General features: G+C 61.2%; 24 protein-coding genes. 11 read left to right on the top strand and 13 right to left on the bottom strand.

All coding sequences use genetic code 11. From position 1 onward, the window contains the following. Window positions 1-151 precede the first annotated feature (151 nt). Window positions 152-982: a CPBP family intramembrane glutamic endopeptidase gene (locus PG883_RS06270; RefSeq protein ID WP_270807041.1), complete on the top strand. Its 831-nt coding sequence runs from the start codon at window positions 152-154 to the stop codon at window positions 980-982. 75 nt (window positions 983-1,057) lie between these two features. On the opposite strand, the gene PG883_RS06265 is transcribed toward PG883_RS06270, so the two are convergent. From PG883_RS06265 to PG883_RS06245, 5 genes are all read right to left on the bottom strand, one after another. Further along, window positions 1,058-1,477: a DUF4426 domain-containing protein gene (locus PG883_RS06265; protein WP_029313762.1), complete on the bottom strand. Its 420-nt coding sequence runs from the start codon at window positions 1,475-1,477 to the stop codon at window positions 1,058-1,060. Between the two features lie 18 nt (window positions 1,478-1,495). Further along, window positions 1,496-1,795, bottom strand: a complete 300-nt coding sequence (yggU, locus tag PG883_RS06260; protein ID WP_010673054.1) for a DUF167 family protein YggU — start codon at window positions 1,793-1,795, stop codon at window positions 1,496-1,498. Next, window positions 1,795-2,346 carry a YggT family protein gene (locus PG883_RS06255; protein ID WP_042014922.1) on the bottom strand — a complete coding sequence of 184 codons (552 nt, stop codon included), beginning with the start codon at window positions 2,344-2,346 and terminating at the stop codon, window positions 1,795-1,797. The genes yggU and PG883_RS06255 overlap by 1 nt, the downstream gene beginning before the upstream one ends. A 23-nt stretch (window positions 2,347-2,369) precedes the next feature. After that, window positions 2,370-3,194 carry a pyrroline-5-carboxylate reductase gene (gene proC, locus PG883_RS06250; protein ID WP_010673052.1) on the bottom strand — a complete coding sequence of 275 codons (825 nt, stop codon included), beginning with the start codon at window positions 3,192-3,194 and terminating at the stop codon, window positions 2,370-2,372. Between the two features lie 123 nt (window positions 3,195-3,317). Further along, window positions 3,318-4,019, bottom strand: a complete 702-nt coding sequence (locus tag PG883_RS06245; protein ID WP_103857983.1) for a YggS family pyridoxal phosphate-dependent enzyme — start codon at window positions 4,017-4,019, stop codon at window positions 3,318-3,320. A 39-nt stretch (window positions 4,020-4,058) separates the two neighbouring features. Here PG883_RS06245 and tapT point away from each other — a divergent pair, with 39 nt between their 5' ends. Genes tapT through yaaA form a run of 3 tightly spaced genes read left to right on the top strand, consistent with a single transcriptional unit; the run spans window position 4,059 to window position 7,032 of the window. Next, entirely contained in the window at window positions 4,059-5,093 is a 1,035-nt protein-coding gene (tapT, locus tag PG883_RS06240; protein WP_010673050.1) for a type IVa pilus ATPase TapT, read from the top strand. Window positions 5,094-5,116: 23 nt separating this feature from the next. Then, window positions 5,117-6,226, top strand: coding sequence for a PilT/PilU family type 4a pilus ATPase (locus PG883_RS06235; RefSeq protein WP_042882153.1), 1,110 nt, complete (start codon window positions 5,117-5,119; stop codon window positions 6,224-6,226). 32 nt (window positions 6,227-6,258) lie between these two features. Then, a complete protein-coding gene (gene yaaA, locus PG883_RS06230; RefSeq protein ID WP_103857984.1) occupies window positions 6,259-7,032 on the top strand; it encodes a peroxide stress protein YaaA in 774 nt (257 codons plus the stop codon). 187 nt (window positions 7,033-7,219) lie between these two features. Here yaaA and srmB read toward each other — a convergent pair whose 3' ends face one another. Next, a complete protein-coding gene (srmB, locus tag PG883_RS06225; RefSeq protein ID WP_041210934.1) occupies window positions 7,220-8,440 on the bottom strand; it encodes an ATP-dependent RNA helicase SrmB in 1,221 nt (406 codons plus the stop codon). 127 nt (window positions 8,441-8,567) lie between these two features. Here srmB and PG883_RS06220 point away from each other — a divergent pair, with 127 nt between their 5' ends. Beyond that, complete coding sequence (locus PG883_RS06220) at window positions 8,568-9,278, top strand: tRNA1(Val) (adenine(37)-N6)-methyltransferase (protein WP_270807040.1); 711 nt, start codon at window positions 8,568-8,570, stop codon at window positions 9,276-9,278. A gap of 235 nt (window positions 9,279-9,513) precedes the next feature. Next, complete coding sequence (gene brnQ / locus PG883_RS06215; protein WP_258039784.1) at window positions 9,514-10,776, top strand: branched-chain amino acid transport system II carrier protein; 1,263 nt, start codon at window positions 9,514-9,516, stop codon at window positions 10,774-10,776. A 90-nt stretch (window positions 10,777-10,866) separates the two neighbouring features. On the opposite strand, the gene PG883_RS06210 is transcribed toward brnQ, so the two are convergent. The 3 genes from PG883_RS06210 to zur are packed head-to-tail and all read right to left on the bottom strand — an operon-like array spanning window position 10,867 to window position 12,009. Beyond that, complete coding sequence (locus PG883_RS06210) at window positions 10,867-11,094, bottom strand: hypothetical protein (protein WP_039039956.1); 228 nt, start codon at window positions 11,092-11,094, stop codon at window positions 10,867-10,869. Window positions 11,095-11,099: 5 nt separating this feature from the next. After that, a complete protein-coding gene (locus tag PG883_RS06205) occupies window positions 11,100-11,561 on the bottom strand; it encodes a chemotaxis protein CheX (RefSeq protein ID WP_010673043.1) in 462 nt (153 codons plus the stop codon). Then, on the bottom strand, window positions 11,551-12,009 hold the full coding sequence (zur, locus tag PG883_RS06200) for a zinc uptake transcriptional repressor Zur (protein ID WP_103857998.1): 459 nt from the start codon (window positions 12,007-12,009) through the stop codon (window positions 11,551-11,553). Before zur ends, PG883_RS06205 begins: the two co-directional genes overlap by 11 nt. 136 nt (window positions 12,010-12,145) lie before the next feature. Here zur and dusA point away from each other — a divergent pair, with 136 nt between their 5' ends. Next, a complete protein-coding gene (dusA, locus tag PG883_RS06195; protein WP_103857986.1) occupies window positions 12,146-13,132 on the top strand; it encodes a tRNA dihydrouridine(20/20a) synthase DusA in 987 nt (328 codons plus the stop codon). Between the two features lie 2 nt (window positions 13,133-13,134). Further along, a complete protein-coding gene (locus PG883_RS06190; RefSeq protein ID WP_010673040.1) occupies window positions 13,135-13,284 on the top strand; it encodes a hypothetical protein in 150 nt (49 codons plus the stop codon). Between the two features lie 82 nt (window positions 13,285-13,366). Here the strand turns inward: PG883_RS06190 and PG883_RS06185 are convergent, their stop codons facing one another. Next, window positions 13,367-13,792, bottom strand: a complete 426-nt coding sequence (locus PG883_RS06185) for a hypothetical protein (protein WP_029313758.1) — start codon at window positions 13,790-13,792, stop codon at window positions 13,367-13,369. Window positions 13,793-13,905: 113 nt separating this feature from the next. Beyond that, entirely contained in the window at window positions 13,906-14,178 is a 273-nt protein-coding gene (hupA, locus tag PG883_RS06180) for a nucleoid-associated protein HU-alpha (protein WP_005305063.1), read from the bottom strand. A 338-nt stretch (window positions 14,179-14,516) separates the two neighbouring features. On the opposite strand from hupA, the gene PG883_RS06175 reads away from it, so the two are divergent. Together PG883_RS06175 and PG883_RS06170 are read left to right on the top strand one after the other, a co-directional pair. Continuing rightward, a complete protein-coding gene (locus PG883_RS06175; protein WP_029313757.1) occupies window positions 14,517-14,999 on the top strand; it encodes an Rsd/AlgQ family anti-sigma factor in 483 nt (160 codons plus the stop codon). Between the two features lie 102 nt (window positions 15,000-15,101). Continuing rightward, the gene (locus PG883_RS06170) at window positions 15,102-15,488 is read left to right on the top strand and encodes a PilZ domain-containing protein (protein ID WP_029313755.1); all 387 of its coding nucleotides are present in this window, start codon (window positions 15,102-15,104) and stop codon (window positions 15,486-15,488) included. Between the two features lie 53 nt (window positions 15,489-15,541). On the opposite strand, the gene radA is transcribed toward PG883_RS06170, so the two are convergent. Further along, entirely contained in the window at window positions 15,542-16,906 is a 1,365-nt protein-coding gene (gene radA / locus PG883_RS06165) for a DNA repair protein RadA (RefSeq protein WP_010673036.1), read from the bottom strand. A 100-nt stretch (window positions 16,907-17,006) separates the two neighbouring features. On the opposite strand from radA, the gene PG883_RS06160 reads away from it, so the two are divergent. Then, a complete protein-coding gene (locus tag PG883_RS06160) occupies window positions 17,007-19,382 on the top strand; it encodes a PilZ domain-containing protein (protein ID WP_270807039.1) in 2,376 nt (791 codons plus the stop codon). 56 nt (window positions 19,383-19,438) lie between these two features. Here PG883_RS06160 and PG883_RS06155 read toward each other — a convergent pair whose 3' ends face one another. Next, complete coding sequence (locus tag PG883_RS06155; protein ID WP_103857989.1) at window positions 19,439-20,344, bottom strand: alpha/beta fold hydrolase; 906 nt, start codon at window positions 20,342-20,344, stop codon at window positions 19,439-19,441. Window positions 20,345-20,349: the final 5 nt, after the last annotated feature.

The raw sequence follows: 20,349 nt of genomic DNA, 5'->3' as shown, positions 1-20,349 counted from the left end.
CCATCGCCTCTCTCGGTGGCATCTTGCCGCCGCCCAAGCCGGAGCCCAGCTCCGGCTTTTCATTGCGCGTCTTCTGCCGGCCAGTCCCTTTTCCTTGAACCAGACCATGGGGATCGTTAAGGTGCTCCCTTCATTCATACAAGGAGACTCGATGTTACCACTCCCCGATATCCTCATCTGGCTCGTCCTGGGGCTCGCCGTACTCTGCTGCCTCGCCCGCCGAACCAGGCCCGGCATGCTTCTGTTGGGACTAGCCCTGCTCACCGCCCTCTGGCTTGAGCGACTCACGCCCCTCGCCGCTCTTGTCAGCCTCGCCGGTCTGCTGCTGGCCTGGCGTACCCCCACCCTGCCCCCACCCTGGCGTGGCGTCGCACTGACGCTGATCCTGCTGTGGTCCCTCGCCCTGACGCTGCATCTGGTGCCCGGCTTTGACAATCTCAGGGTGCTCGACAAGGTACAGGCGGGCCCGGCCAGCGTGCCCTTCACCCTCTACCTCAATCTGGACAAGCCGCTCATTTTCTTCGCCCTGCTGCTGGCCATCCCCGGCCTGCTCGGCCCGGGTGGAACGATGCGCTGGCGGCCGCTGGCCCTGCTCATCCTGCCGCTCGCGGCCCTGCTCATCACCGCCTGGCAACTGGGCGCCCTCAAACCCGAAGCGGGACTGCCCCACTGGTGGTGGCTGTTCGCATTCAACAACCTGCTGTTCACCTGTGTGGCGGAAGAAGCGCTGTTCCGGGGATGCATCCAGCAAGGGGTGGCAAGCCGAAGCACGCCCTGGGCAGGTCTCCTGGTCGCCAGCCTGCTGTTCGGCGCAGCCCATCTTGCCGGTGGCCCGTTGCTGGTGTTGTTCGCCGCGCTGGCGGGGGCCTGCTATGGCCTGGCGTTCCAGCTAAGCGGGCGCCTCAGTGTCGCCATCCTGCTCCACTTCCTGTTCAACTTCGCCCACTTGGCCCTGTTTACCTATCCCCTGGCCAGCCACTGACGTCGAGCACAGGTTCACCGGGCAAAAAAATGCCCCGCCCCCGTGGGGGCAGGGCATCTGCATTCACCCTGCAATCTAGTCGACGTAGAAGGTCTGCTGGAAGGTCAGCGTCTGCTGCTGCCCCTCCCCCATGATCTTCAGGGTGAACTGGTAGGTGTCCTCATTGCGATAGGGCAGCACTGCCAGGTAATAGATGGCATTCCCCTCTTTCACCTCCTGAAAATTCAGGGTGCGAAGGGTGCCGGTCAGATTGCGGGCTTCGCCGCTGATCCCCACCGCCTGTGCCACCCCCTGCTTGTTCTGCACCGCGATATTGACGATGCCGTTATAGCGGCTGCGCTCCAGGCCATAGGTCCTGGCTACCTCGGGGGTGAGGAAGCTGGAGTTGAACGCGCTGTAGTGCACTTTCCAGGGGCCCAGCTCCTGCATCTGCTCAGCCCGCAGCGGCAGCGTCATCAGGAGTGCCAGCAGGCAACTCATCCAGGCTGTTTTCATGATGTCATCCCTCTCGTATCAACCCTGATTATCGAGCAGAGCGGCAATCTCGGCGGGGATCTGCTTTGGCGCGTCGATGGCGACCGTCTTGTGCCGACCCAGCTCCCCCCGCAGGATGCGAACCTGCCCCTTGGCCACCTTGCACTGCTTGGCCAGGTACTTGATCAGGTGACTGTTGGCCTGACCATCCACCGGCGGTGCCGTGATGGCCACTTTCAACTCGTCACCGTGCAATCCGATGATCTGATCCCGGCTCGCCTTGGGCTGGATCATCAGATGCAACACCAGCTCGTCCCCTTCCAGCAGGACGGCGGGCATCAGATCATCCACCACAACTGGCCGAACAGATCCCCCATCAGGTAGTTGATGGCCTGCAGCGCGATGAAGGCGACCAGCACGGAGAGATCCAGCCCGCCCAATGCAGGCAGGATGCGGCGAATGGGGGCCAGGAAGGGTTCAGTGAGCTGGTGCATCACGTATTCAATGGGGTTGCGACCCTGGCTGACCCAGCTCAGGATGGCGCGGATAAGCAGGATCCAGAAGATCATGGAACCCGCCTTCTTCAGCACGGTGAGCGTCGCAAACAGACAGAGAGTGAGCCAGTCCGCCTGCAGCACATTCATGCTCTTGAGCAGGACCAATTTGCCAACGGCGATCAGCAGCGCCAGCAGCACAGAGGCCATGTCCAGCCCGCCAAAACCCGGGATGACGCGGCGCAGGGGCACCACCAGCGGGTTGGTCAGCTTGACCACCATCTGGCTCATGGGGTTGTAGAAGTCGGCCCGCGCCCACTGCAGCCAGACCCGCAGCAGCACCACCATGAGGTAGAGATCAAAGACAGTGTTAATCAAAAAGTAAGCCGTGTTCATCCGGGCTCCTTGCTAAAAGGGATTCAGAAAAGGGTTTCCATTTCGCCGGCCCGGGTAACGGCCGCCTGCATGGCTCTTGCGGTCAGCGGCATCAGCCCCTGCTCCTGGAATGTCTTGACGGCCTCGGCCGTGGTCCCGCCCTTGCTGGTCACCTGCTCGCGCAGGGTCTGTAGCGACAGCTCGGGATTCTGCTCCACCATGGCGGCCGCCCCCAGTGCGGTTTGCTGCACCAGCAGGCGGGCCTGCTCCGGCGTAAAGCCCATGGCCTCGGCCTCCTCGGCAATCGCCTGCATGAACAGGAAGAAGTAGGCCGGGGCACTGCCCGCCGCCGCAATGACGCCGTTGATGCCAGCCTCCTGCTCCACCCAGAGGGTCTTGCCCACGGATTGCATCATCTGTTCGGCCACCGCCCGATCGGCCTGCCCGATGGCGGGCGGTGCATAGAGCCCGGTCATCCCCAGCCCCAGCAAGGAGGGGGTGTTGGGCATGGTGCGAATGATGCGATCGTGACCACCCGCCATCTCCTGCAAGCGCGCGACGCGAATGCCGGCGGCGATGGAGATGAGCAACTTGCCATCCAGCGAGCCAAGCTCGGCCACCAGCGCCGTCAGCATGCCCGCCATCAGCTGGGGCTTGACCGCTAGCACGATCACCTCGGCCTCCCGGGCCGCCTCGGCGTTGTCCTGGGTGATACGGATGCCGAACTGGCTGGCCAGTTCGTCCAGCTTGGGACGGCTGGGATTGGCGGCGATGATACGCTCTGCCGGGTAACCCGCCTGGATGAGGCCGGCAATGATACTGCGGCTCATGTTGCCTGCCCCGATGAAGGCGAGGGTTCTCTGCTGCATCAAACACTCCTGTTACTGACATCGCAGCGGATGCCGACCCAACCTGTGCGGGCTGACAGCATCACACGCGCCTGTTTACCTGAAAAAAAGCACGACCGGGATGTTTCTCGCCCCGGCTCTTGCTCATGAATAGTCACGGGCCCCGAAGATGGCGGTCCCGACCCGCACCATGGTGCTGCCATGGGCAATGGCAGGCTCGAGATCCTCGGTCATCCCCATCGAAAGGGTGTCGACGCTCGGGTATTGTTGCGCAAGCTCGGTGAACAGAGCCTGCATGCGCGCCATCTGGGCCGCGAGCACCCCCTCGTCGCTGGTATGCTCGGGGATGGCCATCAGGCCGCGCAACCGCAGCCGCTCGCTCTGGGCCACCAGAGAGGCCAGGCGGAAAATCTCTTGCTCCGACGTACCGGATTTGCTGCTCTCTCCGCTAATATTGATTTGCAGACAGATATTTAGCGGCGCGAGCCCACCCGGTCTCTGATTGTTGAGGCGTTCGATGAGCTTGTCGCGATCGACACTTTGAACCCAATCGAACCGCTCCGCCACCAGCTTGGACTTGTTCGATTGCAGCGGACCGATAAAGTGCCACTCTATGTCTGTACAGGCGTTCTGCTCGCGCAAGGCATCAATCTTGAGCGCGGCCTCCTGGGCGTAGGATTCGCCAAAGCGCCGCTGGCCGGCGGCATAGGCAGCCTGAATGTCCCCCAGCGGCTTGGTTTTACTGACAGCAAGCAACTGGATGTGATCTGGGCTGCGGCCAACACGCCGGGCAGCCTCTACAATACGTTCCTTTACCTGAAGCAGGTGCTGGGCAATCTGGCTCATATTTCGTTCGTAATCTTGTGATGGGAGAATAACAAATCTATGGATATCACAGAGTTATTGGCATTCAGTGTAAAGCATAAGGCCTCGGATCTACACCTCTCAGCCGGGGTCCCCCCGATGATCAGGGTTGATGGGGAGGTTCGCAAGATCAATTTGCCCGCCCTGGATCACCGGGAAGTCCATGCTCTCATTTACGACATCATGAATGACCACCAGCGCAAGGAGCTGGAGGAGAACTTCGAGGTGGACTTCTCCTTCGAAGTACCCGGCATGGCACGCTTTCGGGTCAACGCCTTCCAGCAGGCGCGCGGCTCGGGCGCCGTGTTTCGTACCATCCCGAGTACCGTTCTGACCCTGGACGATCTGGGGGCGCCGGAGATATTTCGCAAGATAGCGGAGTACCCTCGCGGCCTGGTACTGGTGACTGGGCCCACCGGCTCGGGCAAATCCACCACCCTGGCCGCCATGGTCGATTACATCAATGACAACTTCCACCACCACATCCTCACCATCGAGGACCCCATCGAATTCGTGCACGAGAACAAGCGCTGCCTGGTGAACCAGCGGGAAGTACACCGCGACACCAAGAGCTTCAGCAACGCCCTGCGCTCGGCCCTGCGGGAAGACCCGGATATCATCCTGGTAGGTGAAATGCGGGACCTCGAAACCATCCGCCTCGCCATGACCGCCGCCGAAACCGGTCACCTGGTGTTTGGCACCCTGCACACCTCCTCGGCTGCCAAGACCATCGACCGTATCATCGACGTCTTCCCCGGCTCGGAGAAGGACATGGTGCGATCCATGCTCTCCGAATCCCTGCGGGCGGTCATCTCCCAGACCCTGCTCAAGCGTATCGGTGGCGGCCGGGTGGCGGCCCACGAGATCATGCTGGGGATCCCGGCGGTGCGAAACCTCATCCGGGAAGACAAGGTGGCCCAGCTCTATTCCGTCATCCAGACCGGGATGACCCACGGCATGCAGACCATGGACCAGAGCCTCAAGCAGCTGGTCAACCGGGGGGTCGTCGCCTCCCTTGATGCCAAGGCCAAGGCTGTCGATCCCAATACCATTTAAGCTCGCACACCCAAGGAGTCGCCATGAACATGGATGTTCTGCTCGCCGCACTGGTTGAACAAAAGGGCTCGGATCTCTTCATCACGGTCGATGCCCCCCCGACCCTCAAGGTCAACGGGCGTCTGGTGTCGCTCGGGCCGGCTCCCCTCGACAAGACGACGGCGCTGGCGTTGATCAGAGAAAGCCTGGACGAGACCCACTTCGAGCGCTTCCTGCACACCCGCGAGGCCAACTACGCCATCCAGCGAGGCTCGCTGGGGCGCTTTCGGGTCAGCGCCTTCTGGCAACAGGATATGCCGGGCATGGTGCTGCGACGCATCGAGACCCGCATCCCCACCTTTGACGAGCTGGTGCTGCCTCCCATCCTGCAGGAGGTCGCCATGGCCAAACGCGGGCTGGTGCTCTTCGTCGGCGCCACTGGCGCCGGCAAGTCCACCACCCAGGCGGCCATGATCGGCTTTCGCAACCAGCACGGTGACGGCCACATCCTGACGGTGGAGGATCCGGTGGAGTTCGTCCATCAGCACGATCGCTGTCTGGTGACCCAGCGGGAGGTGGGGATCGACACCGCATCCTTCGATGTCGCCCTCAAAAACTCCCTGCGCCAGGCCCCGGATGTCATCCTCATCGGTGAAATCCGCTCTCAGGAGACCATGGAGTTCGCCATCCAGTTCGCCGAGACAGGGCACCTCTGCCTCGCCACCTTGCACGCCAACAATGCCAACCAGGCGCTGGATCGCATCCTGCATCTGGTCCCCCAGGAGAAGCACCGCCAGTTCCTGTTCGATCTCTCCTTCAACCTACGCGCCATCGTCGCCCAGCAGCTGCTCCCCTCCGCTCATGGGCAGCGCCGGGTCGCCGCCTTCGAGATCCTGCTCAACACCCCGCTCGTCACCGACATCATCCGCAAGGGAGAGATGCACAGACTCAAGGAGGTGATGACCAAATCCGGCGAGCTCGGCATGCAGACCTTCGATCAGGCGCTGTTCACCCTGTTCTGCGCCGGCCAAATTGGCTACAGTGAGGCCCTTGCCCATGCCGACTCCGCCAACGACCTGCGACTGCTCATCAAGCTGTCGGGTCGCGAGCAGCTGGGCGCAGGCACTCTCGACAACGTGACCCTGGATGAATGAGGGGCGTGCGTCACCGCTAGTAAAGGACCGTTATGCTGATTGTGGTTTCCCCGGCCAAGACGCTGGATTACGAGTCACCCCTGGTGACCTCCCGTTTCACCCAACCCGAACTGCTGGACCACTCCGCAGCACTGATCACCCGGGCTCGTCAACTGAGCCCGGACCAGATCGCCAGCCTGATGAAGATCAGCGACAAGCTCGCCGGCCTCAACGCCGCCCGCTTTGCCGAGTGGCAGCCTGACTTCACGCCGGCCAACGCCCGCCAGGCGCTGCTGGCCTTCAAGGGGGACGTCTACACCGGTCTGGCCGTAGAAGATTTCAGCGAGGCCGACCTCGACTTCGCCCAGGCCCACCTGCGCATGCTCTCCGGCCTTTATGGCGTACTGCGGCCGCTTGACCTCATGATGCCCTACCGCCTGGAGATGGGGATTAGGCTTGAGAACCCGCGCGGCAAGGACCTCTACCAGTTCTGGGGCGACATCATCACGGAGCACCTGAACAAGGCGCTGGCGGCCCAGGGGGACGACGTGCTGATCAACCTCGCCTCCGACGAGTATTTCAAGTCGGTGCGCCCGAAAGCCCTGCAGGGGCGCATCATCACACCGGTGTTCAAGGACGAGAAGAACGGCCAGTTCAAGATCATCAGCTTCTACGCCAAGAAGGCCCGCGGCATGATGGCACGCCACATCATCAAGCATCGGCTCACCCGGGTGGAACAGCTGACCGGTTTCAATGCCGACGGCTACTACTTCGTACCGGAAGAGTCCGACGCCAATACCCTGATGTTCAAGCGCGCTGAAAATTAATTACACATTCAAGGGAACCAAGTCGGAGATCCTCGGGTCTGACTCTGTGAATCCTCTGTTGTAAGCACTTTTTGTTGGCCGACGTCCTTGCGTCGGCTTTTTTCTGCGCCTCTCTCAGGCCACTCCCCAGGCAGCAGACAGCAAAACGGCCATCCTGGGATGGCCGTTTCAACTGTGCTCGGGGGCATTACTTCTTTTTCTTCTTTGCCGACTTCTTGGCATCCTTCGGCTTTTTCTTCTTCACCGGCACCCGCGCTTCCTTGTGTCTGGGGCGCAGCTCATCGATCACCCGGCGCTTGAGGCGCTCCTCGGTGTAGCGTTCGATCTTGGCGACCATGGCCATGTCGTGAGCTTCCACCAGGCTGATGGCGCAGCCACGGTTGCCGGCACGACCGGTACGACCGATGCGGTGCACATAGACATCCGCGCCGTAGGGCATGTCGTAGTTGATGACATGACTGACGTTCGGCAGGTCGATGCCGCGGGCGGCCACGTCGGTGGCGATGAGGAAGGGCACCTCCCCTTCGTGGAACTTGCGGATAGACTCTATGCGCTTGGCCTGCTCCATCTCGCCACGGATCCAGGCGCAGGGCACGCCTGCCGCCTGCAACTGGCCGGAAAGCTCCGCCAGTCGCTCACGGGTCTTGACGAAGATGATGGCCTTCTGGGTCTCCGGGTTTTTCAGGATGTGCACCAGCAGAGCCAACTTGTGGGCGGCATCATCGGCCAGGTGGATCCACTGGGTGATGGGGCGGCGCTCGCTGCGGGGCGGCTCGGCGTGCAGCTCAACCGGGTCTTTGAGGATCTCGCTCGCAAACTTCTCGAGGCCGGCCCCTTCCAGGGTGGCGGAGAAGAGCATGGTGTGCTTGCGGTAGCGCGCCTCTTCCACGATGCGGTTCACGTCCTTGATGAAGCCCATGTCCAGCATCCGGTCCGCTTCATCCAGCACCAGCACCTCGATGTCGTGGCTCTCGAACTCCTCTTTCTCGATGTACTCGAGCAGACGGCCCGGGGTGGCCACCACGATGTCGGTGGTCTTGGTCAGGGCAGGCAGCTGCTCTTCATGGCTGACGCCACCGATGATGGTCTCGATGCTGAGATGGGTGTGCACCGCCAGGGCCTTGGCGTGAGCACTCACCTGCAGCGCGAGCTCGCGGGTCGGAGTCAGGATCAGCATGCGGCACGGACCCGGCTTGCGACGCGGGAAGTCCAGCAGGTGCTGCATCGCGGGCAGCAGGAAGGCGGCGGTCTTGCCGGTGCCGGTCGGCGCAGAGGCCAGAATATCGCGGCCGTCCAGGGCTGGCTCCAGCACCATCTGCTGGATGGTGGTGGGGCGGGTGAATCCCATCTCGGCCAAGGCCCGACTGAGGGCTGGATTCAGGTCGAAATCATCAAAGGACTGGCTCATGGCAATACTCGGTCATTAAGGAAGCGGCAGATTATAGGCGATTATGCCGCCGGCTCCTATGGTGACTGTGGCTTAGCCGCTATAATCGCCGGCCATTTTCCGCGGGCAGGCACAGGAGGAGGGCCGAATGGGGCGCAACAACGGTTTCACGTTCAAGCAATTTCACATCGATCACGACCGCTGCGCCATGAAGGTCGGTACGGACGGCATTCTGCTGGGAGCCTGGGCGCCGGTCGACAGCGCCCGCCGGGTGCTGGACATCGGCACCGGCAGCGGCCTCATCGCCCTGATGCTGGCCCAGCGCAGCACGAACGACTGCCACATAGACGGGGTGGAGCTGGATAAGGATGCAGCCATGCAGGCCCAGGAGAATGTGGCGGCCTCCCCCTGGCGTGAGCGGGTCACCATCATAGAGAGCGCCATTCAGGATCACCTCGCCCCCCCTTACGATCTCATCGTCTCCAACCCGCCCTATTTCCCGGCAGGCCAGACACTCCGCGATCCGGCCAGGGCTCTGGCCCGTCATACCGGGGGGCTCGACCCCAGGGGATTGCTGGCCGCCAGCGATCGCCTGCTGAACCATACCGGGCAACTGGCCCTGGTGCTGCCCACGGCGATGGCGGATGAAATTTTATGCATTTCGTCGAGTTATGATCTGTATGAGCGTTGTTATCTGGCTGTTACCACCAGAGAGGGGAAAGAGGCAAATCGTGTTTTATTGCTGCTTGGCAGAGGATTAAACAAGTGTGAGAGGGGTGAAATTGTGATCCATTCTGCCACAGGAGGCTATTCCGACAGATATATCCAACTAGCCAACCCCTTCTATTTGAAGATGTAAATTTTGCCTTGAACTATTTTTTCACATCATTATGCTGACTGCTAAATGAGCGCCCGCTCAAGACCAGTTCAAACCACTGGTCGCGATGAAAAAACCAGCGGGGCTCTTTTTTTTACCCCCGGAAAGTGCCGGTCACTGACAAATAAAAAACTATAACAAGCAATAGTTTACAAGACAGACGAGGTTGAACTTGACGAAATCACTCACATTGTCCGATGTACTCGGATTGGGCTTCATGACCTTTGCGTTCTATCTGGGCGCAGGCAACATCATCTTCCCGCCCCTGGCCGGCTTCATGGCGGGTGAGCACCTCTCCCTGGCCATGCTGGGCTTCCTGGTCACCGCCGTGGGCCTGCCCCTCATCACCATCATCGCCGTCGCCAAGGCTGGCAACGGCTGGGCCGGCATGACCAAGCTGCTGCCGGCCGGCGTGGCCACCGCACTGGCCGTCGCCATCTACATCATCATCGGCCCGGCCTTCGCCGCCCCCCGTACCGGCCTGGTGGCCTACGAGATGGGCCTCAAGCCCTTCCTTGGCGACATGGGACCATCCGGTCTGGCTGCCTACACAGTACTGTTCTTCGGCGTGGCCATCCTGGTCTCCCTCAACCAGGGCAAGCTGATGGATGCCATCGGCAAGTACCTGACCCCGCTACTGATGCTGCTGCTGCTGACCCTGGCCATCGGTGTCTTCGTCGCACCGCAAGGAAGCATGCCTGCCGCATCCGGTGACTACCAGAGCACCCCCTTCGTGAAGGGCATTCTGGAAGGCTACAACACCATGGACACCCTGGCGTCCCTGATGTTCGGCGCCCTGATCGTCGACCTGCTGCGCCAGAAAGGCATCCATGGCTACCAGAGCCAGTTCAAGTACCTGGCCATCGCGGGCATCATCTCCGCCATCGGTCTCTCCGTTGTCTATGTCTCCCTGTTCCAGCTGGGCAACACCGCTGCCGGCGTCGCCACAGACGTGAGCAACGGCGGTGCCATCGTCAACGCCTACGTACTGAGTCTGTTCGGCCAACCGGGTCAGTTCATCCTGGCAGCCATCATTACCCTGGCCTGCTTCACCACGGCCGTCGGCCTCATCTCCGCCTGCTCCGACTTCTTCCACAACCTGACCGGCATGAGCTACAAGAAGCTGGTCGTGCTGCTGGGTGTCATCTGCGGCGTCGTGGCCAACGTGGGCCTGAGCCAGCTCATCAGCCTCTCCATTCCGGTGCTGGTCGCCATCTACCCGGTTGCCGTGGCGCTGGTACTGGTCACCTTCCTGAAGGGTTACTTCGGTCGCCCCCGCCTGGTGTTCCGCTCCGTGCTGCTGGTCGCCTTCCTGTTCGGCTGCCTGGACGGCCTGGGCGCCGCCGGCATGAAGATGGATGCTTTCGCCTTCCTGCCGCTGTTTGACAAAGGCCTGGCCTGGTTGCTGCCGACCCTGCTGGCCTGTGGCCTCGGTGTCATGGTGCGTGGCAATGGCAAGCTGGCTGCAGAAGCGGCCTGATAACAGATCTTGACCAAATGAAAGAGGCCAGCATTTGCTGGCCTCTTTTTTGTTGGTGCAATCTGGTTCATCCGTTGTGGAGAGCGCTCGTCAGAGTACGGTTGCTGGCTTGGGTTTGCCTGCAAGACCGTACCAGTGATGCTCAAACCGGCCCGCATGCCAGCGCAGGGTGCCCCAGGGCTGGTCAGCCTGCCAGCGCGGGAAGTTGATCTCCACGCGGTTGTCTTCGTACTTGTAGAGAGAGGTGCTGATCTCGATATCCGACAGGATAAGCAGCACCACCCCACCGATGACACTCCATTTCAGCATCTTCCACATGGCGATTACTCGAAGCAGATCTCGATGGTGGCACGGCCATACTCCGATTCGAACGGCATCATGATCTTGGCGCCGTCGGCCCGGTGAGTGATGGTGTGATTGGGACCGGAGACGATGACCGGGGTCGCCATGTCGAACTCATAGCCCTTCTCCCCCAGCATGCGTTTGGCGCCGCCCGTCACCATGTTGGTGATCTCGCCCACCATGTCGGTCACTTCCTCGTTGATGGTGGCCGGCGCCTCCCCCAGCATGCGACGCATGATCTCCAGTGCCAGCCCCTTCTCGAAGCTGATGGAGAGGGAACCCCGGGTCTGCGGACCCACCATGCCAATCAGGCCGGAGACATCTCCCCGAGCCAGCTCGTCCGTCTTGCGCTTGGGCGCGCCCGGTTTGAGTTCCAGCTGTGCCATGGTGGAGAGCACGTTGAGCAGGGAGAGCAGGAACGGGTTTACAAAATCAGCCTTCATCTTGACTTCCTACGGTAGCGGAACAGCGGGCACATTGACCATGGGCTTCTATGGTCTTGTTGGTAATAGTAAAACCATGCTGATGAGCCTGCTCGGAAAAGGCGCTGTCGATGGCGGGATCGTGCAGCTCCACTACCTCACCGCAACGATCGCAGATCAACAGTTGCATCGGGTGGGCATGGTCGAAGTGGCAGCAGAAGATGAAGGCGTTGAGCGACTCCACCTTGTGGGCAAAGCCCTGTTCGAGCAGGAAGTCGAGCGCCCGATAGACGGTAGGCGGTTTGGCATGAGCTTCGGTCTGCTGCAACTGGGCCAGCAAATCATAGGCACTGATGGCATTGCCGTGGGCGGCAAGCAGCCGGAACACCTGGCGCCGTGTCGGGGTGAAACGGATCCCGCGCTGCTCGCAGAGGCGTTCCGCTCGTTGTAGAAGTTGGTCTTGATTCATGTTCACGCAGATACCCTGTCAATTAGCCGGATACTATCACAGGGCCCCCAGTGCGCGGCGACAAAATTCATTTTCTGGGGCTGTCTCACGTTGTGATAGAATCCCGCCCCTTGTTTGGCCAACCCGGATGATTTTTATGCAGGCGCAGCGCTTTTCCATCGCCCCCATGCTGGACTGGACCGATCGGCATTGCCGTTATTTCCACCGTCTGATGACCCGCCAGACCCTGCTCTATACCGAGATGGTGACCACGGGCGCCATCATCCATGGCAAAGGGGATTATCTGGGTTACAGCGAGCAGGAACACCCTCTCGCCCTGCAACTGGGTGGCAGCAACCCGGCAGACCTGGCCCGCTGCGCCAGGCTCGCCGAGGAGCGCGGGTATGACGAGGTCAACCTCAACGTCGGCTGCCCTTCCGATCGGGTACAAAACGGCCGCTTCGGCGCCTGCCTCATGGGCGAACCCGCGCTGGTGGCCGATTGCGTCAAGGCGATGCGCGACGTGGTCGACATTCCGGTCACCGTGAAGACCCGTATCGGCATCGACGAGCAAGACTCCTACGAGTTCTTGCAGGCCTTCATCGAGCAGGTAAGGGACGCCGGTTGCGATACCTTCATCGTCCATGCCCGCAAGGCCTGGTTGAGCGGCCTGAGTCCGAAAGAGAACCGCGAGATCCCGCCCCTCGATTATCCTCGCGTCTACCGGGTCAAGCAGGATTATCCGGAACTGACCATTGCCATCAACGGCGGGGTGACCAGTCTGGAACAGACTCTTGAACATCTGCAGCACCTCGACGGGGTCATGATGGGCCGCGAAGCCTACCAGAATCCCTACATTCTGGCCCAGGTGGACAATCTGGTGTTCGGCGAGAACCGTGCCGTGCCGAGCCGCCACGAGGTGGTGCGGATGATGCTGCCCTACATCGAACAAGAGCTGGCCAAGGGAAACTACCTCTCCCACATGACCCGCCACATGCTGGGGTTGTTCCAGAACATGCAGGGCGCGCGCGCCTGGCGTCGCCATCTGAGCGAGAATGCCTGCAAGCCGGGGGCCGACATTCAAGTGGTGCTGGACGCCATGGCCAAGGTGCCGGAGTTCGCGCCGGCCGACGCGGTGGAGTGATCATGTACCGCTTCACCGGATCCTGGCTGCACAAGGCCCTGGTGCGTCTGTGCGCCGGCCTGCTCACCATTCTCGGCATCAAGCTCAGCGCCTTCTATTTCATCGGGCTGCTGATCGTGCTGGGGCTGCACCGGGACCAACTCCTGGGCTGAACGCCACCTCTCCCGAACAAGAAAAAGCCGGCGCCCCTGCGCCGGCTTTTTTGTCACCACGGAGGCGACCCGACAGTCTGGCTTACTCCTCCTGAACCATGAACTGGAGTTCAGGGGGAGAAGAGGTCAGCACATCGGCGCAGTAATCCCAGGTCGAGATGCGGTAGTGCTGCAAATCTTCATCCAGGTGCAGTCCATCGGATTCCTGATGGAACCAGCTGGCGAAACGGGACGGGGTAATGAGCTGGATCTGCTCCTCGATGACGTGGCTGTCACGCCCCTCCGCCAGATCGCAATCCTCCATCACCCGCACCGCGAAGATGTGGCGAAAACTCACCCGGCACAGGGGCAACGGAGGCAGATCGATGCTGCGAGCACGCCCCAGCATGACGGTCAGGGTGTCGCTCCAGATATCCTGATGCAGTTCGGCCACGACCAGGCCGGGAGGGAGTTGACGAGAGGGAGCCCAGGGGACGGCTACCTGCCGAATGGCATTTTTCTGTTCCATATCCACCTCGCTACAGCGCATGCCATATCCTGAGTGTATCTGAAACAAATTTTGACGAAGATGGCAAGAAAAAACCCGGCACAAGCCGGGTTTCATTTGATTACAAGACGACCTTATTTGACGGCGTCTTTCAGCGCCTTGCCAGCCACGAAGGACGGCACATTGGCAGCTGCAATCTGGATCTCTTTACCGGTTTGCGGGTTGCGACCGGTACGGCCCGCGCGATGGTTGACCTTGAAGGTACCAAAACCCACCAACTGAACGGCATCGCCCTCTTTCAGGCTCTGGGTAATACCATTGATGATCTCTTCCAGAGCGACTTTGGCCTGAGCTTTGCTCAGGTCTGCTTTGGCGGCAATTGCATCGACAAGTTGAGCTTTGTTCATAACATTTCCTTTATGATCGGGCATTTAGCACCGGGCCACTCTATTCAAAAAAAAACACTCAGGCAAAGGCTTTATCAGCCGGATTGGCTTGAATGCTGGGGTTTTCATCAAGATCTGCGGAAATAGTCACATATATCGCCCCCTTGTCCCCTGGATGGGCGACAGGATGCGAAGCACCGGTGGGGAGCGGCATGCAAATCCCCGCCTGATGTAACAATATCCCTACACTCCTATTGACGGTCAACAGGATTTTCCCTAGTTATAGGAGTGTCGTCAGTCGATGAGAATGACCGGAGGCGTGCGACCCGAGTGCCGCATGCCATGCCCATGGAGGGACTATGTTAACTGAACTGGAAAAAACCAAGCGCGCACTGGCAGGCAAGCACAGAGCAATAGATGACTGGCTGGATGCCAGACAGGCGTTGCTGGTCGAGTACATGCGACTGGCAGGCCTTATGCCCGCCAAGTGCAAGCAACGCACCCTCCCAGGCCATGTAGAACTGCAACGTTTTTGCGAACAACTGGTCGACTACGTCAGCGCAGGCCATTTCGAGATCTACAACCACGTCGTCACCGCCTTTGAGCAAGCCAGCGGCGACAAACTGGAGCTGGCCAAGCGCATCTACCCCCATATCCGTGCCTGTACCGAATTCGCGCTGGAGTTCAACGACAAGTACAGCAACGCCGACGAAGCCCAGTTGCTGCAACTGGACGAGGATCTGAACCAGCTCGGCCCCGTGCTGGAAGACAGGTTCAAACAGGAGGATCGGCTGGTCAAGGCGCTGCAGGTGGTGGAATCCCTCAGCCATCAGCAGGTCTGATATTCAATATCGGAGCCAGTTCAATATCCTGGCGTGCCAGCTGGATTACACTCTGCAACATGAAGAATGAGCATCTTGCTCGCACGCAGACCGGAGACGACCATGGCCGAGCGCCGCCACTTTACTCGGATTTTCTATTTGACCGCCGCCAAGCTCACCCAGGGTGAACACCAGTGGCGCACCCAGCTGGTCGATGTCTCCCTGCAGGGAGCCCTGCTGCTCAGACCCGAGGATTGGGTCGCCAGCGAGGACAAGGAGTACGAAATCTGCTTCGTGCTCGGGGGCAGCGACATCGAGATCAAGATGCAGGTCGAGCTGACCCACGAAGCCAGCAAGAAGCTGGGGTTTTACTGCCACCACATCGACATCGACAGCGCCACTCACCTCAAGCGGATGATCGAGCTGAACATCGGAGAGGAGCAACTGCTCCATCGCGAGCTGGAGCAGTTGCTGCAAGAGCACCGAGACCACGTCCCCCCCGAATCCTGAGCGGGCGGGCAGAAAAACAAAGGAGCGTTCATACGCTCCTTTTTCATGGTTGGTTACAGGGCCTCGAGGGCATCGGAGAGTTTCTTCACCGGCACCACCTCCATCCCCTCGATGGGATGTTTGGGCGCATTGGCATGCGGGACGATGGCTCGGCGGAAACCGTGCTTGGCCGCCTCCTGCAGTCGCTCCTGACCCGAGGGCACGGGCCGTATCTCGCCGGAGAGCCCCACCTCACCAAAGACCACCAGATCCTTGGGCAGGGCCTGATCCCGGAAGCTCGACACCATGGCCAGCAGCAGCGCCAGATCCGCGCTGGTCTCCTCGACTTTGACGCCACCCACCACGTTGATGAACACATCCTGATCCGCCATCTGCAACCCGCCGTGACGATGCAGCACCGCCAGCAGCATGGCGAGACGGTTGTGGTCCATCCCCACCGCCACACGGCGCGGATTGGAGAGCTGGGAGTAATCCACCAGCGCCTGCAACTCCACCAGCAGGGGGCGCGTGCCTTCCCAGATCACCATGACGATGGAGCCCGGCGCCTGCTCCTCCCCGCGGCTGAGGAAAATCGCGGAAGGGTTGCTCACCTCCTTCATTCCCTGCCCGGTCATGGCGAAGACCCCCAGTTCGTTGACCGCACCGAAGCGGTTCTTGTGGGAGCGCAGGGTGCGAAAACGCGAGTCGTGCCCGCCATCCAGCAGCACGGAGCAGTCGATGCAGTGCTCCAGCACCTTGGGGCCAGCCAGGGTGCCGTCCTTGGTGACGTGGCCCACCATGAAGATGGCCACATGATTCTGCTTGGCATAGCGTGTCAACAGCGCCGCCGACTCCCGCACCTGGGAGACGGAACCCGGCGCGGACTGCACATCCGCCACGTGCATCACCTGGATGGAGTCGATGACCATGATCTGAGGTTGCTCCTGCTGGGCGATGAGGCAGATCTGCTCGACACTGGTCTCGGACAACATGCGCAGCTTGTCCGTGGGCAGACCCAGCCGACCGGCCCGCATCGCCACCTGTTGCAGTGATTCCTCACCGGTCACATAAAGGGTCTTCATGCGCTGCGCCAGGCCGCACATGGTCTGCAGCAACAGGGTCGACTTGCCGGCCCCGGGGTTGCCACCGATGAGAATGGCCGAACCGGGGACCACGCCGCCACCGAGTACGCGGTCCAGCTCTTTGAAGCCCGAGCTGAAACGGGGGATCTCCGTGGTGGCGATCTCCGCCAGGGTCTGCACCTGGCTGCCGACGGCGCCCGCATAACCGGTATAGCGAGCACTCTTGCCGGGTGTCGTCACCCCCAGTCGCACCTCGGTGATGGTGTTCCACTCCTTGCACTCGCTGCACTGGCCTTGCCAGCGGGTGAAGTCGGCTCCACATTCGGAACAAACATAGGCGGTTTTGTTTTTGGCCATGGATAACTCGGGGACAGGATGAATTCCTGCTTGATATACTTGTTTGCGACCGGCAGATCAAACCCAGAATCGGAAAAGTGACTTTCCGCGGCAGGAATACATGGATTCAGAACAACCACTACATCTGATAGAACAACTTGTCCCCCTGCTCCGGGAAAAGGACTTCGACGAAATCTTCAACCGTCTGACCCAGAACGAAAATACCAACAGCCGGTTCCTGCTGAAGATGGAACTCAAACGCAAGTGCACCCCCTGCCGGCGCGTCATCGACATGCGCAACGAGCTGGGCGCCCTCTGTCAGGTGCATGAGTTCGACGGGGTGACCCACTTCATGCCCGCCGAGGCCATCGAGCTGTTTCAATCCCAGTGCTACCTCTACCGGGACAGCTACACCCTGGGGGTCTACGAGGCGCTGCAAGCCTGGTACAAACTCAACCAGGGGCGCAGCGACAATCTGGCACTGCCCATCAGCCCGTTTCGTCCGTTCGATGTCAGCGCCATCCCCTTCGCCAGCCATTACGGGCGACAGGAAGAGCGCATGCACTTCAGCTCTCCCATGGTGCTCCAGCTCGCCAACGGCGAGAAGATCCTCGCCAAGAGCTCCGACATCTCCCTCGGCGGCATCCGGGTATCCGTGCCCTATCTGCCCGACTACCAGACAGGCGACCTGATAGCCGTCTTCTTCACCGGACTGGAACGCGATCATCCCCATCCCCTGCTGCGTGACCCGGTCAGCTACCAGATCCTGGGGGAGGAGAGAAAAGAGGACAAATTCTGGCTCAGGCTGCTCAAGAACGGCGAGCATCCGGTGTTCGACGAGTTCCTGCGCGACTTCATCGAGCGCAACCGCAGCCGCTATCGCGTCAGCGTCGACTACCTGCTCTCCGCCGCCGTCATCAAGGGGTATGAGCAGTTCTATCTGCCGCGCATGACCGGCATGCCCCTCTATTTCGGCAAGGGCAGCATCCCCGCCCTCGAGATCGCCCTGCGCACCGAGAACAACCAGCACATTCTCGAATACTGGCGCGACGCCAAGAACCGCGACATGCTCGCCAGCCTCTTCACTGCGGCCCGCATGCCCTCGTTGCTTCCAGGCAAAGAGGGGCTGCGCGAGACGCTGATCTACAGCTTTACCCATGCGGTACGCAGCCACCTCTACTTCTTCTCCGCGACCCGGGAGGAGCTGGAACAGAGCGGACTGACCGCGCTCTTCTTCCAGATCGGCGCCCGCCGCCCCAGCTGGCGGGTATACAAGTTCAGCATGGAAGCCTGCACCCTGCGGGAGGCCGACCTCGACAACCCCCAGGGCGGGGCGAGCCCGTTGCAGGACAGGCTGCTGCGCGAGCGCCTGGCCCAGCTCGGATACGTGGGCATGCTGCAGGAGATAAACCTGGACAACCAGCGCGACGAGTTCCAGCGAGAGACGGGTCAGGATCCGCTCAACGCCAACGCCTTGCAGCGCTTTGGCCATGACATCCATGCCGCCCCCTTCGAGATAGAGACGCTGCACTATGTGCAACTGCGCAAGGAGGCGCGCTACATGCACAAGACGGCCATCGTCTTGCATCACAAGGAGCGAACCTGGGTCGGCTGGACCCGAGACATCTCGGCCCACGGCATGCAAATCGAGCTGGAGGAGCCGTTCGACGGGGAGAAGGGAGACATCATCACGGTGGCCCTGCCCCGTTTGCAGGAGCTCGCCAGGAACATGGACCTGCAACGCCTGCCCTATCGGCTGGTCAGCCTCAACCTGAGCAGAACCGTGCTGCATCTGTGCATCGAGGGGACGGCCGAGCGCCATACCGGCCACCAGTTCTTCAGCCTGCTGATCGAAAGCAACCAGAACAAGCTCAAGACCACCCGGGAGTTCAATCGCTATCGCGGCATGGCCAGGGCGCTGCGCAACCTCTACACCCACCACCTGTTCAACACCCCCGTCTATGTGAACAAGCTCAAGGCCGCCCCGAAACTGGCCGCGGCCGGCCTCTCGCCACAGCCACGCAGCCTTTCCCGTCTTCTGCGCATCTGTGCCGAGCAGGATCAGCAGTTGAACCTGTATCCCCTGTTCCAGGGGGCTCTGCTCAAGGCCCTGCTGCTCAATCCCCTGCGCGCCATCGAGCGGGAAGACAAGCCGGAAGAGGAGGAGGTCTACATCGCCGCCCTCCACTCCCAGGGGGGAACCCCCCTGTTTCGCAGCCACCTGGCCAGCAGCTTCAGCTCACCGGATCAAAAGCGCCGCTTCATCGAGCTGGCCCGGCAACAGGGCGAGTTCTATTCGGTACTGGTGGGTATTTCGCGCACCGGCCGCCCGGACACCAGCTTCATCGCGGGTGAACTGGACTACATCGCCAAGTTCGCCATTCACAAGGCCAAGAAGCTGGAAGAGGATCTCTGGAGTGTCGTGGGCGTGGGTGAACTGACCGATACCACCGAGGCGACCCTGTTCCGCCTTGGCATACCATCCGGGCCCCGCTAGCCAGCAGGGCAGGGAGACAACAAAAAACGGGCACGCAAGTGCCCGTTTTTTGTCTATCAGGCAGCCTGGGGGTTGCGCAGCCAGGCGAGGATGTCGGGGAAGTGATCCTCCTGTGCCTGGGGCGCCGTCAGCATGTTGATGTGGTCGTAATCGAGCCGGTTGCCGTTGTCCCGCCCAAGGCGGGTGTGGCGGGCGGCCGAGCCCATCTCGTCGCTGAAGCGGCGCACGTCGACGGGGTGGCCAAGTACCTTGTCCGCCTTGGCGGAAATCATCCAGAGCGGGGGCCAGTTGACCCGGCTCGCCGCCTCGTCATAGGTGAAACCGTCAAAGGGATCCTGCCAGGGCCCGCACTTGACCCAGGGAATGGTCTCCTGCAGGTAGCGCAGGGGCTCATCATCGGCCCCTATCTTCAACCGGCGGGCGGCCAGAAATCCCCGGCGGCGCGCCAACCAGGGGGCGAGCCGGTTCCAGATCAGATCCACCTTCAACCAGCGCTCCGGGTTCTGCACCGAGACCCCCCGCTTGGTGCCGAAGAACACCAGGCTGGCAACCTGCTCCGCCAGCTCGGGGAAGCGCACCAGGGTCGAGGCCATGATGACGCCGCCCCAGGAGTGGGCCATCCAGTGCACCCGGGCACCGGCATGGCGGGCCGATACCCAGCGCTGCAGAGCGGGCAGATCCTCGGTGATCAGCTCATGCTGACCGTGGCCGGCCCGCTCGGCGATGGTCGGTGTGCTCAGACCCCGACCACGCAGATCCGCCACATAGACCTGATACCCGTGGCGAGCCAGAAAGCAGGCCAGCCCCTTGCCCGATTCGGTGTAGAAGATGCGGCCGTTCTCGATGGCCCCGTGCACCATCAGGATGGGGTCGGCATGCACCGCGACACCGGGCTGGATATGGCGCACATGGAGTCGATGCTCACCGCAGGGGACAAACAGGGATTGCTGTAACAGTTCCATCTCGT

Origin of the sequence: Aeromonas sp. QDB25 (assembly GCF_027707725.1) — a bacterium.
Taxonomy (GTDB): domain Bacteria; phylum Pseudomonadota; class Gammaproteobacteria; order Enterobacterales; family Aeromonadaceae; genus Aeromonas; species Aeromonas caviae.
Note: the sequence above shows the minus strand (reverse complement) of the source record. Positions and strands in the feature narration are given on the sequence as shown.

Bases quoted from the DNA above. Each gene is read 5' to 3' on its own strand.
- PG883_RS06235 (WP_042882153.1), top strand. From the start codon at position 5,117: ATGAACATGGATGTTCTGCTCGCCGCACTGGTTGAACAAAAGGGCTCG.
- PG883_RS06205 (WP_010673043.1), bottom strand. From the start codon at position 11,561: ATGAAGGCTGATTTTGTAAACCCGTTCCTGCTCTCCCTGCTCAACGTG.
- PG883_RS06210 (WP_039039956.1), bottom strand. From the start codon at position 11,094: ATGTGGAAGATGCTGAAATGGAGTGTCATCGGTGGGGTGGTGCTGCTT.
- brnQ (WP_258039784.1), top strand. From the start codon at position 9,514: ATGACCTTTGCGTTCTATCTGGGCGCAGGCAACATCATCTTCCCGCCC.
- PG883_RS06170 (WP_029313755.1), top strand. From the start codon at position 15,102: ATGGCCGAGCGCCGCCACTTTACTCGGATTTTCTATTTGACCGCCGCC.
- PG883_RS06255 (WP_042014922.1), bottom strand. From the start codon at position 2,346: ATGAACACGGCTTACTTTTTGATTAACACTGTCTTTGATCTCTACCTC.
- tapT (WP_010673050.1), top strand. From the start codon at position 4,059: ATGGATATCACAGAGTTATTGGCATTCAGTGTAAAGCATAAGGCCTCG.
- yggU (WP_010673054.1), bottom strand. From the start codon at position 1,795: ATGCCCGCCGTCCTGCTGGAAGGGGACGAGCTGGTGTTGCATCTGATG.
- PG883_RS06220 (WP_270807040.1), top strand. From the start codon at position 8,568: ATGGGGCGCAACAACGGTTTCACGTTCAAGCAATTTCACATCGATCAC.
- PG883_RS06160 (WP_270807039.1), top strand. From the start codon at position 17,007: ATGGATTCAGAACAACCACTACATCTGATAGAACAACTTGTCCCCCTG.
- radA (WP_010673036.1), bottom strand. From the start codon at position 16,906: ATGGCCAAAAACAAAACCGCCTATGTTTGTTCCGAATGTGGAGCCGAC.
- hupA (WP_005305063.1), bottom strand. From the start codon at position 14,178: ATGAACAAAGCTCAACTTGTCGATGCAATTGCCGCCAAAGCAGACCTG.
- srmB (WP_041210934.1), bottom strand. From the start codon at position 8,440: ATGAGCCAGTCCTTTGATGATTTCGACCTGAATCCAGCCCTCAGTCGG.
- PG883_RS06270 (WP_270807041.1), top strand. From the start codon at position 152: ATGTTACCACTCCCCGATATCCTCATCTGGCTCGTCCTGGGGCTCGCC.
- PG883_RS06175 (WP_029313757.1), top strand. From the start codon at position 14,517: ATGTTAACTGAACTGGAAAAAACCAAGCGCGCACTGGCAGGCAAGCAC.
- yaaA (WP_103857984.1), top strand. From the start codon at position 6,259: ATGCTGATTGTGGTTTCCCCGGCCAAGACGCTGGATTACGAGTCACCC.
- zur (WP_103857998.1), bottom strand. From the start codon at position 12,009: ATGAATCAAGACCAACTTCTACAACGAGCGGAACGCCTCTGCGAGCAG.
- PG883_RS06155 (WP_103857989.1), bottom strand. From the start codon at position 20,344: ATGGAACTGTTACAGCAATCCCTGTTTGTCCCCTGCGGTGAGCATCGA.
- proC (WP_010673052.1), bottom strand. From the start codon at position 3,194: ATGCAGCAGAGAACCCTCGCCTTCATCGGGGCAGGCAACATGAGCCGC.
- PG883_RS06245 (WP_103857983.1), bottom strand. From the start codon at position 4,019: ATGAGCCAGATTGCCCAGCACCTGCTTCAGGTAAAGGAACGTATTGTA.
- PG883_RS06185 (WP_029313758.1), bottom strand. From the start codon at position 13,792: ATGGAACAGAAAAATGCCATTCGGCAGGTAGCCGTCCCCTGGGCTCCC.
- PG883_RS06265 (WP_029313762.1), bottom strand. From the start codon at position 1,477: ATGAAAACAGCCTGGATGAGTTGCCTGCTGGCACTCCTGATGACGCTG.
- dusA (WP_103857986.1), top strand. From the start codon at position 12,146: ATGCAGGCGCAGCGCTTTTCCATCGCCCCCATGCTGGACTGGACCGAT.
- PG883_RS06190 (WP_010673040.1), top strand. From the start codon at position 13,135: ATGTACCGCTTCACCGGATCCTGGCTGCACAAGGCCCTGGTGCGTCTG.